The 11,950-nt window shown below is 40.6% G+C and carries 13 protein-coding genes; 2 read left to right on the top strand and 11 right to left on the bottom strand.

Annotated elements, in window-relative coordinates; genetic code table 11:
* Positions 1 to 49 precede the first annotated feature (49 nt).
* The 6 genes from ACM39_RS05460 to ACM39_RS05435 form a co-directional block, all read right to left on the bottom strand.
* A complete protein-coding gene (locus ACM39_RS05460) occupies positions 50 to 919 on the bottom strand; it encodes an AraC family transcriptional regulator (RefSeq protein WP_048510028.1) in 870 nt (289 codons plus the stop codon).
* A 175-nt stretch (positions 920 to 1,094) separates the two neighbouring features.
* Positions 1,095 to 1,949: an oxidoreductase gene (locus ACM39_RS05455; RefSeq protein WP_048510027.1), complete on the bottom strand. Its 855-nt coding sequence runs from the start codon at positions 1,947 to 1,949 to the stop codon at positions 1,095 to 1,097.
* A 19-nt stretch (positions 1,950 to 1,968) separates the two neighbouring features.
* Positions 1,969 to 2,820 (bottom strand): aldo/keto reductase, encoded by an 852-nt coding sequence (locus ACM39_RS05450; protein WP_048510026.1) that lies wholly within the window; start codon positions 2,818 to 2,820, stop codon positions 1,969 to 1,971.
* A gap of 23 nt (positions 2,821 to 2,843) precedes the next feature.
* Entirely contained in the window at positions 2,844 to 3,269 is a 426-nt protein-coding gene (locus tag ACM39_RS05445) for an SDR family NAD(P)-dependent oxidoreductase (protein ID WP_082140535.1), read from the bottom strand.
* A 31-nt stretch (positions 3,270 to 3,300) separates the two neighbouring features.
* Entirely contained in the window at positions 3,301 to 4,206 is a 906-nt protein-coding gene (locus ACM39_RS05440; RefSeq protein ID WP_082140534.1) for a DMT family transporter, read from the bottom strand.
* 23 nt (positions 4,207 to 4,229) lie between these two features.
* Positions 4,230 to 5,093, bottom strand: coding sequence for an oxidoreductase (locus ACM39_RS05435; protein WP_048510024.1), 864 nt, complete (start codon positions 5,091 to 5,093; stop codon positions 4,230 to 4,232).
* Positions 5,094 to 5,355: 262 nt separating this feature from the next.
* Between ACM39_RS05435 and ACM39_RS05430 the strand changes: the two genes are divergently transcribed.
* Complete coding sequence (locus ACM39_RS05430; protein WP_048510023.1) at positions 5,356 to 6,342, top strand: aldo/keto reductase; 987 nt, start codon at positions 5,356 to 5,358, stop codon at positions 6,340 to 6,342.
* 99 nt (positions 6,343 to 6,441) lie between these two features.
* Positions 6,442 to 7,362: a helix-turn-helix domain-containing protein gene (locus tag ACM39_RS05425; protein WP_048510022.1), complete on the top strand. Its 921-nt coding sequence runs from the start codon at positions 6,442 to 6,444 to the stop codon at positions 7,360 to 7,362.
* Positions 7,363 to 7,445: 83 nt separating this feature from the next.
* Here ACM39_RS05425 and ACM39_RS05420 read toward each other — a convergent pair whose 3' ends face one another.
* The 5 genes from ACM39_RS05420 to ACM39_RS05400 all read right to left on the bottom strand — a co-directional run bounded on the left by ACM39_RS05420 (position 7,446) and on the right by ACM39_RS05400 (position 11,915).
* Positions 7,446 to 8,492, bottom strand: coding sequence for an NAD(P)-dependent alcohol dehydrogenase (locus tag ACM39_RS05420; protein ID WP_048510021.1), 1,047 nt, complete (start codon positions 8,490 to 8,492; stop codon positions 7,446 to 7,448).
* Between the two features lie 91 nt (positions 8,493 to 8,583).
* Positions 8,584 to 9,510, bottom strand: a complete 927-nt coding sequence (locus tag ACM39_RS05415) for an AraC family transcriptional regulator (RefSeq protein ID WP_048510020.1) — start codon at positions 9,508 to 9,510, stop codon at positions 8,584 to 8,586.
* Between the two features lie 83 nt (positions 9,511 to 9,593).
* Positions 9,594 to 10,397, bottom strand: a complete 804-nt coding sequence (locus ACM39_RS05410) for a helix-turn-helix domain-containing protein (protein WP_048510019.1) — start codon at positions 10,395 to 10,397, stop codon at positions 9,594 to 9,596.
* A 98-nt stretch (positions 10,398 to 10,495) separates the two neighbouring features.
* A complete protein-coding gene (locus ACM39_RS05405; protein WP_048510018.1) occupies positions 10,496 to 11,470 on the bottom strand; it encodes an NADP-dependent oxidoreductase in 975 nt (324 codons plus the stop codon).
* 121 nt (positions 11,471 to 11,591) lie between these two features.
* Positions 11,592 to 11,915 (bottom strand): hypothetical protein, encoded by a 324-nt coding sequence (locus ACM39_RS05400; RefSeq protein ID WP_048510341.1) that lies wholly within the window; start codon positions 11,913 to 11,915, stop codon positions 11,592 to 11,594.
* Positions 11,916 to 11,950 lie beyond the last annotated feature (35 nt).

Here is an 11,950-nt window from a genome sequence, read left to right as displayed (position 1 = left end):
CTATGCGGCTGATGTGCAGAAGTTAGACTTAGACCTGCAGTGCAATTTTTTATGCTTGCTGTTGGCGTAGATTAGAAGGCGGATAGCCAAAATGTTCTTTGAATATTCTTGAAAAATGAGCTGGATTTTCAAAACCCAGCGTATAACAGATATCGGAAACGGCCATGGAAGTATTTTCCAGCACTTCCTTTGCCTTGTCTAACCTCTTGTTGCGAATCCACTGAGAAGGTGCCATATTGTAAATAGCTTGAAAGTCGCGCCTGAAACTGGCTAAACTCCTTCCTGATAGATAAGCAAGCTCTGTTAAAGATACAGGACTGGTATAATTTTTCTCCATTACTTCCGGAATTTCTGTGCGTACCGGCTGTTTCATCTGTAGCAATTGCTGAAATAGGTTCTTGTCTGTTCCGGCAAGGTCATATAACAGCTCCAGCATCTTTATTTTTATCAGTCCGGCATCAATGTTCTCAGGTTCATTAAAATAAGGCTCTATAGATTCAAAAAAACGCAACAGCCTTTCGTTTACAGGTTTAACCAAAATCCTTACTCTCTCCTCAGTGTGGACAGATTTGATATTGGCCATTTTGATAAAATCCTGCAGAAATTCATCTTTTAAAAAAAACATCAGACTGATGTATAGATTGTCCTGATCCGCATCACCCGTTTTGTGGTATTCCACAAGCGTAGCCTTTTTAAGAAATACCATCTCATTTTTGCGTACAACAAATTCAGTCTTTCCATCCTTGAGGATATTCACACCTTGCTTCACGAATAGAAGCATGTGCTCTTCCAGATACATAGCTCCCTTATTGTTTACAGTATGCGTACACGATTCTACAACTGAAAAACCGTTCAGTTTAAGTTCCCTTTGGTTATAAGGAGCCATCGTTAACGCCGCGGGTGCCTTTATATGTTTCATAATGCAAATATATTACTATATCATAAGTATCTGTTTACTTTAAGGGTCAAATGTATATTCTAAAAAGCTCATATTGAGAAATACTAATTTTTATGAATTAGATAAAATATCTAAAGGATGATGTGCATATACACACATCCTCTTTCAATCAATTAGAAACTCCTATAGCAATACATCATTCTCCATCAGGAAAATCCGCACCTAGAGAAACATCCTTCCACAATTCAAAATTTGCCTTTAGCGATTCTAATTTTTCATTTGCAAGATCATAAGCACCCTTTCCAAGTAACAAACGAAGTGGTGGGTTTTCTGCTTCAACGGCTTTGATAATAGCCACTGCCGCTCTAACAGGATCTCCTTTTTGTTTACCGCTATACCCTTCTGTCATGCGTATGCGTTCTCCTACTGTGACATCATACTCCGCGATTTTTACAGGAGTTAGAAATGCTGAACGTCCTGCCCAGTCTGTTCGGAAAGGGCCTGGTTCTACCAATGTTACTTTAACACCAAAAGGTTCGGTTTCCAAAGCCAATGTTTCGGAAATTCCCTCTACGGCATATTTAGTCCCATGATAAAATCCCAATGCAGGGAAGGAGCGTAAGCCGCCTATGGAGGAAAAATTTACAATATGACCGCTTTTATTTTTACGCATACCTGGAAGGACGGCCTGTGTAACATATATCAATCCAAAAACATTGGTCTCAAACTGCGCACGGATTTTTTCATCTTCGCCTTCTTCTACACTGCTGAAATATCCGAACCCCGCGTTATTCACCAGCACATCAATACGCCCGAAGGTTTTCTCTGCCTTTGCTACAGCGGTTTGTACTTGTTCTTTATTGGTTACATCCAATGGAAGTACCAAACTATTATCTTCGTGCCCAGCTACCAAATCGCTCAACTTAGTTGTGTCTCTTGCGGTAACTACAACATTGTAGCCTTTTTCAAATAATTGTTTTGCCAATTCTCGTCCGAATCCGGTGGAGCATCCTGTGATAAACCATACCGGTTTTTTATTATTGTTTTTCATTTTATTGATTTATAAATAATTAAAATGATTTTGATAGTAAGCTGAATTCCTCATCAGTCAGCTTGACCTGAACTGTTGCCATATTCTCTTGCAAATGCGCAAGAGAACGAGTGCCGGGAATCAAAAGAATGTTATCTGAACGCTTTAACAACCAGGCCAATGCAACCTGAGCCGTCGTAGCACCGTGTTTCTCCGCAATCGCCTGAATGTTTTGTTGCATCTTGCCAGGGCCGGAAGCCAGTGGATACCACGGTATAAAGGCAAGGTTTTGCTCAATAGTGTAATCAAGAACAGGCTCCCACGAACGCTCAGAGAGATTATACAGGTTCTGTACAGAAACCACAGGAACTACCTTTCTGGCACGTTCGATGGTCTTTACATCAACTTCTGACAATCCCACATATTTGACCTTTCCGCTTTTCAGTGTATCGGCTACAGGCGCAAGTGTTTCTTCGATGGGAACGCGGGGATCTACCCTATGCAATTGCCATAGTGTTATCTGGTTTAATTGCAGGCGCTTCAAGCTACCTTCTATCGTAGATGCGATGTATTCGGGCTCACCGTTTACATGCCACTGGTTCGGGCCGCTTCGTTGCAAGCCTCCTTTTGTCGCAATCACGATTTTATCATAATATGCGTGCAAGGCATCATGATAAAGCACCTCATTTGTGTTGGGGCCGTAGGCATCTGCCGTATCAAAAAAATTAGTACCGCTTTCCACTGCTGAATGCAATAGACGTACTGCTAAATCCCTGTTGGGCGCATCGCCCCATATGCCGGAACCGGTTAATTGCATACCACCGTATCCAAGTCTGTTGATTTCACTTTCTCCTCCTAATTTGTAGGTGAGAGAGATATTATTATTGCTCATCGTTTTGATATTTAATTTTTTAATTATGATTTCTTAATTCTTGACATCATCAAGATCAGTTGAGGTTGCAATTTCATACGCATATATGGGAGCACTGCTCGTAACACATTCAATAGTCCGAATACATTTGTATCGTACATATTGCGGACTTCCTTGTCCGTTCCTTCTTCTACAGCACTCAATAATCCAAAACCGGCATTGTTGACCAATACATCAATACGCCCAAAATAAGCAACGGCTTCCTCTACTGCGACCTTCACTTGCCCTTCATCGGTGACATCCATCGCCACTACATGCAGGTTTTCACTATTTAGGTCTGAAAGGAGTTGCTCTTTATTTTTTCTGACCGTAGCCACTACCTTATAGCCTTCGGCTAAAGCTGCTTTTACAATCTCGTTACCCAATCCCCTTGCAGCTCCGGTGACCATCCAAACTTTATTGTTACTCATAGCTAATTGTATTTAGTTTCGACAGTTATAGTTACTTGTTGATAATGACATCCTTTGCCTGCTTCGGAAGGAACTTCTTATAGAACATTGCAGTCCCACCCATAATGATAAGCCATCCAATAAGCTGACCCCATACGGGCATTTCACCAAGAAAGATCAGGGAAATCAATACACCGAATACTGGATTGAAATTGATAATGAAGCCAGATTCCGCCGCACCGAGATTTTTAATGCTCAAATTGAAAAACCATTGCGCCAATGCTGTAGAAACAACGCCTATCAGTAAAATTTGCCCAATCAATTTAGCGTCCCATACTGGCGAACTAAACGATGTTATTGCCATAGGAAGCAATACAACCAAACCGATTATACTTGAGTAAAACAAAGCATTAAGGGGGCTGATAGATTGGGTAGCAAACCTTGAACATATAGCAGAAAGCCCAAAACTGAACACAGCAGCAATCATCCATAAATCTCCTTGATGGAACTGTAATGATACCAGTGCTTGCAGATCGCCATGGAAGACCATGACCAGTACACCGAAAAAGGCAACAAAAGCACCAAGAACCTGCAACCAGCGAAAGCGGACTTTCAGTATGACAAAAGACCAAAAAGATATGGTTAATGGGTTCATGGCGGAGATAATGGAGATATTTGTTCCGGTAGTGGTTTTATATCCCTCAAACATCATTAAATTCATGAGCAGTACATTGAATACTGCCATTCCCGCGATGGGCAGGATATTGTTTTTCTTTGGAAAGTCGAAACGTTCCGTTTTCAGGATAATCGGAACCAGTACAATAGCGGTTATAGAGTATCGCAAAAACAGAAGTGTAACGGCATTTACTGACTTCAGTACGCTGCCCATAGTGATAAAGCCCGCCGCCCAGCAAAGGCTGGCGGCGAACATGAGTATTATAGATTTTTGACGAGACATAAGCTGCTCTTTAGAAAAGTAAATTAATGATTAGCCGCAGGCTGATGAACATCGTCATGGTCTGTACTGGTCACAACATCCAGCCAGTCCTGTATATCCAGCTCGAAAGATGCAGTTTTTGTACGGTAGGCTTTTAGCGTATCGTTACCTAACGGAAGATGAACCGGTGGTTGCTCAGCATCAGCAATTTTTAGAATAGCTTTTGCCAGTTTTGCCGGATCACCTGGTTGCTTATAGCTCACTTCGCCTGCATAGGTTCGCATATTCCCTGAAGTTTCGGCATAGTCATCAATTACCTGTTTAGCAGTTGCAAGGGATGACCCATCAAGAAAATTGGTGCGGAAATAGCCAGGTTCAACCGCAGTAGCATAGATGCCCAACGGAGCCAATTCTTTTGCCAAAGCCTCTGTAATACCTTCTACGGCAAACTTGGTAGAACTATACAATCCCCAACCAGCAGAGCCGGTCAATCCACCTACTGAAGAAATATTGATGACATGCCCTGAATGCTGTGCCCGGAAATGCGGCAGTACTGCCCTCAATACTTTTAACAACCCGAATACGTTTGTTTCGTACATATTACGGATTTCGCTGTCACTGCCTTCTTCCACGGCACTCAATAGACCAAAGCCCGCATTGTTGACCAATACATCAATTTTTCCAAAATGTGCCAATGCTTCTTTTACGGCAGTATTAACACCCACTTCGTCGGTAACGTCCATTTCAACTACGAATAGGTTGTTACTGTTGAATTGTGCTGCTAATTGTTCTTTTCCTTTACGAACAGTAGCAATTACCCTATCGCCTTTAGCTAAGGCTGCTTTGGCGATCTCAAATCCGAAACCTCTTGCGGCTCCCGTGATGAACCATGTTTTATTAGTGTCCATAATCAATAAATTTTTTTGATAAATTTTATATCACAAAGTTCGGACTGTGATAGCCTGAACAGGATATGTGGTTCAAAGTCGTTTTTATGAATTTCAAAGATGGCCTTCCGATTGGGTCAAACTCCCTGATTTACACCTCTGTTTTGAAAAAACCATAATTCGGATACAACATCAGATAATAGAGCAACATCCCTCCTTATAGGAGCTGATAATTTTGTTTCATCAATTAGAAATTATTATTAACTCTTTAAAAATTAAAGTAATGAAAACGAAAAAATTAGGAAATCAGGGCCTTGAAATCCCATTGGTAGGTTTAGGCTGTATGGGCATGAGCCCCTCCGTTAATGTAAACACATACGGTAAGGCAGACGAGAAAGAATCAATCGCCACCATCCACCGTTCATTGGAACTTGGCGGCAATTTTCTGGATACTGCCGACCTTTATGGTCCCTTGCTTAACGAAAGGCTTGTGGGTAAAGCAATCAAAGGAAACCGGGATAAATACATTATTGCCACCAAATTCGGTTTTGAGATTGATGACAATGAACAGCTTACATGGGGTATTAACGGCAAGCCGGAATACGTGAAAAAAGCTGTAGAGCGTTCCTTGAAAAATTTAGGGACTGACCATATCGACCTGTATTATCTGCACCGCCCAGATCCTGAAGTGCCTATTGAAGAAACCGTTGGTGCAATGGGGCAACTGGTGAAGGAAGGCAAGGTTAAATATATCGGCATCTCGGAAGTAACTGCCGAACAGATCAGAAAGGCGTATGCAGCATTTCCGCTTACTGCCGTACAGAATGAATACTCCCTGTTTGAGCGTGCAGCCGAAGCCGATGGCGTATATGAAACTACAAAAGAATTGGGGATTGGGTTGGTAGCTTACTCGCCGTTGGGCAGAGGTTTCCTTACCGGGCAGATCAAAAGCCCCGATGACTTTGAAGCCGATGATTTTAGGCGTTCTATCCCACGTTTTCAGGGTGAGCAGTTTTATAAGAATATCGAGTTGATCAACGAAATCAACAAGATCGCTGCTGAAAAAGGTGTTAACTCCACACAGCTTGCTATCGCCTGGATCATTGCTAAGGGTATCACACCAATACCGGGCACAAAAAAAGCGAAGTATGTGGAACAGAATATCGCGGCAACGGAGGTTGTGCTTACAGATGGAGATATGGACAGAATAGATGCCATTATTCCTATCGGAGCAGAAACCGGCGACCGGAATATTTACCAATCCTTTTAGACTTTTACCACAATACTATGCAGCTTCCTGTTTCGCACAAGAGCAAGTGGGAAGCTGATTTTTTAAACTCGTCCTTGAAAAAACAGTAAATTTGAAATAATGAAAAAACAGGAACAAATATTCCAGACTGTCAATTCCGTTGCGGCTTATCATGAATTGCTGCAACTGAATAAGCCTGAGCATCCGATGGTAAGTATCATTGATTTTTCAAAAGTCAATTATAATAACCCTATGCCCGGCACATCGGTCATCTTAAACCTGTATTGCATTTCTATAAAGCAAGGATCCGACTGCATATTAAGATATGGCCCAAAAACTTATGATTTCAGCGAAGGTGTCATGTCCTTTTTTAAACCCGGCCAGGTAGTAAGCGTCGAGCGCCAATCGGAAAATGTAACAGACGGCTATATGCTTACCTTCCATCCAGACTTTATCCAGTCGTTTGCGTTAGCAAAAAAAATCAAGCAATACAGCTTCTTTGATTATAGCGTAAATGAGGCACTTTTCCTATCGGAGAAGGAAAAAAAGCATATTCGTGAGATCATGGCAGGAATTGAACGGGAATATCACACCAACATAGATAGCTTTAGCCAGGAAGCTATTGTTAGCTATATTGACCTGTTGCTGGTGTATGGCAATCGCTATTACAATCGCCAGTTCATTACCCGGAAACCACAAAGCGATAATCTTTCAGCTCGTTTCGAGCAACTACTGGATGAATATTTCGCTGGTGAAGATGCTTTGGTCAAAGGCTTGCCTTCTGTACAGTATTTTGCGGATAAGCTGCATTTATCGGCCAATTATTTAGGCGAAATGCTGCGGGTATCTACCGGCCAGAGCGCACAGCATCACATTCAACATAAAGTGATCGAAATGGCTAAAACCCTTTTATCGACCACCCGTTTGTCCGTTGCAGAAATTGCCTATCAGTTAGGATTTGAAAGGCCACAGTCATTGAATAGACTGTTTAAGAGTAAAACAGCTCTTTCTCCGCTGGAGTACATAGCTTCATTTAATTAATTTATAAACGCACACCACATTTCCTAAAATAATAAAGCCTTGAACAAGTAAATTCAAGGCTTTTATCTTTTTTTTAAATTATTTTACAAGGTTTTCATATCTATCACAAAACGGTATTTTACATCGCCTTTTACCATTCTGTCATATGCTTGTTGAATGTCTTTGATATCGATTAATTCAATATCGGAGATGATGTTGTGTTCTGCGCAAAAATCCAACATTTCCTGTGTTTCTTTAATCCCACCGATGGAAGATCCTGCAAGGCTTTTTCTGCCATCCACAATAGAGAATGGAGGGATTTGGGCCGGTTCTGTAGGTATGCCTACACAAATATGTGTACCGTCGGTTTTCAACAAGGAAAGGTAAAGTGCAAAATCATGTGGCGCACTCACCGTGTCTATTATAAAATCAAAACTTCCTTTTACAGACTTCAGTTGGGTTTCATCAGAAGTTACCACAAAATGGTGTGCGCCTAATTTTTCAGCATCCTCTTTTTTATTAGGCGAAGTACTAAGTACCGTCACATCGGCTCCAAATGCTACTCCGAATTTCACGGCCATGTGTCCCAGACCACCTAAGCCCAAAACGGCAAGCTTGTGTCCTTTGCCCACTTTCCAATGACGTAATGGCGAGTAAGTTGTAATGCCTGCACAAAGTAACGGTGCTGTTGCTGCTAAATCCAGTTTCTCCGAGATGTGAAGAACAAAATCTTCGTTCACGACAATGGTATCAGAGTAGCCGCCATAAGTAGGCATACCATCTGTGTATTGATTTACACCGTTGTACGTTTGAACATTCCCGTTTTCGCAATACTGTTCCTGATTGTTTTTGCAATTGGTACATTCTCTGCACGAGTCCACCATACAGCCGGTTCCGGCAAGATCGCCTACTTTAAAACGGGTTACTTTATCGCCCACTTTTACCACTTTGCCTACAATTTCGTGACCCGGAACCATGGGGAAAATCCCTTCGAACCACTCGTCACGGATTTGATGTAAATCGCTGTGGCAAACACCACAGTATAAAATGTCAAATTGCACATCATGAGGGCCTACCTCTCTTCTTTCAAAATCCCAAGGAGCCAACGCTGTAGTTGGAGATTGTGCTGCATATCCTTTTGTTGCTATCATTTTATTCAATTAAATATTGTGTGCTAAAAATTAATTTTAAAATTCTTCCCGCATTTATTAAATCTGATTATAAGATGTTTGCTATCAATAGTTAAGATTTGATTTTATATTCTTTTCTAAACTCGTTTGGCGTTACTCCAGTGTTCTTTTTGAAAAATTGCGAAAAATTAGGTTGGTCGGCAAAGCCGATAGCAAAACCGATCTCTTGTAAAGACCAATCTGTCTGGACTAATAACGTTTTGCTTTCGTCCAAAATTCTACTGCGAATGTGTGTACTGACATTCTGTCCGGTATACTTCTTTAATAAGGCATTTAGATGATTGGGATGCACTGCAAGTTCCGAGGCAAATTCTTTAACTGTCTTTATCCTCAGCGGTTGGCTATAATTGATATTAGCAGCTTCCTCTTCCAATAATTGAAAAAAATGATAAATATGCCTCATTTCTTCATTGATAGCATCCGGCTTAGGAAAGTTAGCAGCCTTCATCGTTTCCACAACTATTAACTGAATGTATGCCTGCAAACTATCCTCATAATAATCACCGCCGTTTATCGCTTCCTGGTGCATTTTTGCGAATAATTCGTCAATCACCTGTGTAGTGTCTTTGTCCAGCCGTACAACGCTTTTCGCAGCATTATTAAACAACGGGTATCTTTCAATAATGGACTTCAGGGAAGGGAATTGCTCGATATATCGCTTTTTGAACAAACAATAGTAACCTCCTGAATGGTCAGATAGGTTCTTCCACGATATAATTTCATTGGGGTGGATAAACAGGATGGTAGGTTCTTCTATATAATAGGTATTTGCCCCTACTGTAAATATGCCAATGCCTTTAGTGATAAATAATATTTTGTAGAAGTCGCGACGGTTTGGCGACAGATAGTTTTTGCAAGCGAATTGCTCCCTATTAAAAACCCGAATATTCCAATCTTCATAATACTCCCTGGTTACGGGAGTAAGATCCGGAACATCGCGTAATTGTTCAATAACCTGTATATCTAATGTTTGAGCCATCTGTAGTCTAATTATTTTATAAAATTAGGATTAATTTCTCCTGTCGGATATATGAAAATCAAAGATTTTATTATGAATTACTATTATGAAATTTCGCTTGGTGCGTACCCATACTGTTTCTTAAAAGCATAAGAAAAGTGAGACAGATTTTCAAATCCAACCTCCAAATACACATCAACAGGCTTTCTTTTTTCCTCACTTAGTTTTTGCTTAGCCAGTGCCAGACGCCTTTTTGTAAGCCATTTTTGCGGAGAAGTTTGAAAGGCAGTCCTGAAATCTCTATTAAAAGCAGAAAGACTTCTGCCTGTCAGATAGCTGAATTTTTCGAGGGAGAGATTAAACATGTAGTTCTTTTGCATAAAATCAAACAGATTAATTTTACCCGGTTGGGAAAAATCTGCCAGTATTCCATCTACATCTTTGTCAATTGCCCGAAGTACACTAATGGCTTCCTCAATCTTCAATGCCGTTAAATTCTCCGGCAATTGATTGTCTAAACGGAAGTAAGGTAATAAAGAGTCGAAAAGACTATCCAGCAAAGGACTGGGGGCAAACTTTTTTATTTGGGAAGAGGGAGATTGGCTTGATATGACATTCTGCTTCTTGTAAAAATCTTCCAAACGCTGTGGCTTTAATGTCATCACAATTGATCTGTATGGCCTTCCATCAAGAGGATATTTGATTACAGTGCAGAGCTGATTTCTTGGGTAAAGGAAAGTGCTTCCGGAACCAAACACATAGGTTTTATCAGCCTGGATTACTTTCATTTCGCCCGACAAAACCCTTACAAAAGAATGATAATCAAAAAAAAGATCATCTTTATAATATTTTTCTTCGGTAACGGAACATACAATTTCGTTGAAATCATTTTTAGTCTGTACTGCCATAGTAGCTCCTAAATTTTTACATTAATTCTAACACGCTCTTTAATAATGACTAGTCCTCTCTCAAATAAATAAGCAGGTTAATTACCACCTGCATCGCTTTATGGAACAACAACTAATTTTCCTACCGTGCTATGGGTTTCAATCTGAAGGTGTGCCTTATAAGTTTCTTCCATAGGAAAAACCTGGGATACATGCGATTTTATTTTTCCTGCGGAAAGTAAAGCATTAATTGCTTCAATGTCTTCCTGCTTATCTGGTGTATCCGATAAATTGGCACGAACTACGGTAATGTTTTTCTTCTCTTTTGCAGCCTCAATAAAGTCAACACTAGGAAAAACCATTAAGCTAAGTAAGGTTCCGCCAGGTTTAAGGGCATTTAGTGATCGGGCAAGGTGAGTTTCGTCTTCGCTCCAAACAGCATCATGTACCAGGTCCGCATCTTTGACGATTTCCTCAAAATTTTGAGTTTTATAGTCTATATACTCATCTGCTCCCAAACTAAGAACCCAATCTCTATTTTCTGCTGAAGAAACTGCCACTACATAGGCTCCAAAACTTTTTGCAATCTGTACGGCATAATGTCCAACACCACCTGAAGCACCTGTAATTACCACTTTGTCGCCTTTTTTGATTTTTCCATAGTGAACAAGCGAAACCCATGCTGTTTGCACAGCCATTGTTGCGGCCGCAGCTTCCTCGAAGCTGATATTATCGGGCTTTAAAGACAGATCGGTTTCCGGAGCCGACACATACTCAGCATAGCCATTACCAGCACCTAAAAACCTTATCAAACCATAGACGGCATCTCCTTCTTTAAACTTGGTGACGTTTTCTCCTATCTTTGTGACAACACCTGCCACATCCCATCCCAGGATCATATACGGTTCTGTAACCTCTGAACCGCTAACTAATTTCCACCAATCCGGTATTGCTCTTACATGTGCATCCAAAGGATTTATCCCAAATGCCTTTACCTGTATTAAGACTTCATTTTCCGCTATCTTCGGAGTTGGTACTTCAGCTACCTGTAAGTTTCCCGCCGGACCAAATTCTTTTAAAACTATTGCTTTCATTATAATCATATTTTGAAAGCAAAATTACCGGTAATAAATATAAGTTAGTTTGCTCAGAATGCCAAATTTGCTTTGCTCAAAATGTCAGAATACATTTTGTGTAACAGCAAATGTTTAGATTTTAATAGCTTGCCTGCCCAATCTCCAGTTTGTCAAACCTGCCTGTGTCATCGAGATGAAATTTAAAATACGTTTTAAAATCCCCCCAGATATCGCTATGAAAGTACCCGTAAACAGACATCCCGTTGTCTTCTACTTTATCAATGCTTGTGAAACGTTCATGCCCGATGGCCTCAGTGGAAAATTTTCTAAAATCTCTCGAATGTCCATCATCAAGGAGTTGGGCATCCGTTGTAAAAAAGGAAAGCCATAAAGTAGTATCTCCTTTTTGCCATGCTTCTATGGCGACTTTTACTTTTGGATTGCTGATTTTTCCGTATTCCATTTGGTTAACTGTTTTATGTTGATGATTACCGATCT

It is taken from the genome of Chryseobacterium sp. FH2 (assembly GCF_001045455.1).
In the GTDB taxonomy this organism is placed as follows: domain Bacteria; phylum Bacteroidota; class Bacteroidia; order Flavobacteriales; family Weeksellaceae; genus Chryseobacterium.
This window is presented reverse-complemented; position numbering and strand designations above follow the sequence as displayed.

What these genes read in the sequence shown, in the direction of transcription:
- ACM39_RS05460 (WP_048510028.1), bottom strand. Translation starts at nt 919, where the DNA reads ATGAAACATATAAAGGCACCCGCGGCGTTAACGATGGCTCCTTATAAC.
- ACM39_RS05445 (WP_082140535.1), bottom strand. Translation starts at nt 3,269, where the DNA reads ATGAGTAACAATAAAGTTTGGATGGTCACCGGAGCTGCAAGGGGATTG.
- ACM39_RS05450 (WP_048510026.1), bottom strand. Translation starts at nt 2,820, where the DNA reads ATGAGCAATAATAATATCTCTCTCACCTACAAATTAGGAGGAGAAAGT.
- ACM39_RS05435 (WP_048510024.1), bottom strand. Translation starts at nt 5,093, where the DNA reads ATGGACACTAATAAAACATGGTTCATCACGGGAGCCGCAAGAGGTTTC.
- ACM39_RS05405 (WP_048510018.1), bottom strand. Translation starts at nt 11,470, where the DNA reads ATGAAAGCAATAGTTTTAAAAGAATTTGGTCCGGCGGGAAACTTACAG.
- ACM39_RS05400 (WP_048510341.1), bottom strand. Translation starts at nt 11,915, where the DNA reads ATGGAATACGGAAAAATCAGCAATCCAAAAGTAAAAGTCGCCATAGAA.
- ACM39_RS05430 (WP_048510023.1), top strand. Translation starts at nt 5,356, where the DNA reads ATGAAAACGAAAAAATTAGGAAATCAGGGCCTTGAAATCCCATTGGTA.
- ACM39_RS05415 (WP_048510020.1), bottom strand. Translation starts at nt 9,510, where the DNA reads ATGGCTCAAACATTAGATATACAGGTTATTGAACAATTACGCGATGTT.
- ACM39_RS05420 (WP_048510021.1), bottom strand. Translation starts at nt 8,492, where the DNA reads ATGATAGCAACAAAAGGATATGCAGCACAATCTCCAACTACAGCGTTG.
- ACM39_RS05410 (WP_048510019.1), bottom strand. Translation starts at nt 10,397, where the DNA reads ATGGCAGTACAGACTAAAAATGATTTCAACGAAATTGTATGTTCCGTT.
- ACM39_RS05455 (WP_048510027.1), bottom strand. Translation starts at nt 1,949, where the DNA reads ATGAAAAACAATAATAAAAAACCGGTATGGTTTATCACAGGATGCTCC.
- ACM39_RS05425 (WP_048510022.1), top strand. Translation starts at nt 6,442, where the DNA reads ATGAAAAAACAGGAACAAATATTCCAGACTGTCAATTCCGTTGCGGCT.
- ACM39_RS05440 (WP_082140534.1), bottom strand. Translation starts at nt 4,206, where the DNA reads ATGTCTCGTCAAAAATCTATAATACTCATGTTCGCCGCCAGCCTTTGC.